Origin of the sequence: Methanosarcina spelaei (assembly GCF_002287235.1) — an archaeon.
GTDB classification, from domain to species: domain Archaea; phylum Halobacteriota; class Methanosarcinia; order Methanosarcinales; family Methanosarcinaceae; genus Methanosarcina; species Methanosarcina spelaei.
Window position 1 is genome coordinate 1 of sequence record NZ_LMVP01000300.1, and the last position, 1,118, is coordinate 1,118.

A 1,118-nucleotide genomic window follows, 5' to 3' on the forward strand; every position below is an offset into this window, starting at 1 on the left:
TATAAAATGATACAAATACAAAATGATACAAATACAAAATGATACAAATACAAAATGATACAAATACAAAATGATACATTAAAGCCGAAACAGTTGATGCGTTAACCACATTTATCCATTCGTTTAAGAAACATTAGCTGCCCCTGCTATCGGATCTATAGACCTTTTCGTATTTTTCTTATTCTAATTTTTTTCGTTTCTTTTTAACCTGTGATCCTCGTAGCATAGAACATATTAAACTTCTTTTCATATTTTCAAAAAAGATAAGTGAATAAAAACACATAGGATAGGCTCTAAATAGATTATAAACCCGAGATAGTGGGAAATTTTTAATATGTCCTTATTTTGGAGATTAATTTATCCATTTTAATATGACATCAGCATTACGAGCAGGTGCTTTAAGGTTCTGCTTTGTCGGGTATCCGAAAATCAGCGGTGCGATAAGCTTATGACCCTCTGGCACTCCAACTTCCTTCAGGAATTCAATATCGTAACCCAAACCTTCAGCCAGGTCTATCCAGCAGCTGCCGATCCCTAAAGATTGGGCTGCAAGCATCATATTCTCAGCAGCTAGAGCACAGTCATGCTCATTGATAACATCACGGGACGCAAACACTAAAATAAGGACAGGCGCACCATAGAAGATTCGAGTTGACGGTTTAGATAAAAATTGCACAAACTTTGCCAGATCCGGGTTTTCGGTATCTTTGTATGCAGCAAGAAAAGCTTTCTTAGCACGGTCATCATATTCCTCGATGAGCTGCTTATTTTTTATGACAACAAACCGCCATGGCTGCTTATTCACGGCTGTGGGGGCATATGTTCCTGCTCTTATAATCTCTTTGATTATTTCGTCGGAAATCTCTTTATCAGAAAAATTGCGCACAGATCGCCGTTGATAAATATTGTCCAGCACGGCGTTTGAAATATTTTCTTCGATATTTTTGATATTGTCGGTCAAGAAATCACCATTAACAGAATGAAGAGTGAATCTATTTAATTGCTATCTCAGATTAAAAATAACGTTTATTGGAAAGAGTCTAAGAGTCAGTAAAGTCGCTACAATTAAACTCAATAAAAAGTTTAGTTAATTTGACACTAAGTAATTTGACACTAAG

At 35.8% G+C, this 1,118-nt stretch carries 1 protein-coding gene; it reads right to left on the reverse strand.

Going from position 1 to position 1,118, the window contains the following annotated elements; translation table 11 throughout:
• Positions 1-352: 352 nt before the first annotated feature.
• Positions 353-961 carry a nitroreductase gene (locus ASJ81_RS13195; protein ID WP_095644819.1) on the reverse strand — a complete coding sequence of 203 codons (609 nt, stop codon included), beginning with the start codon at positions 959-961 and terminating at the stop codon, positions 353-355.
• Between the last annotated feature and the right edge of the window lie 157 nt (positions 962-1,118).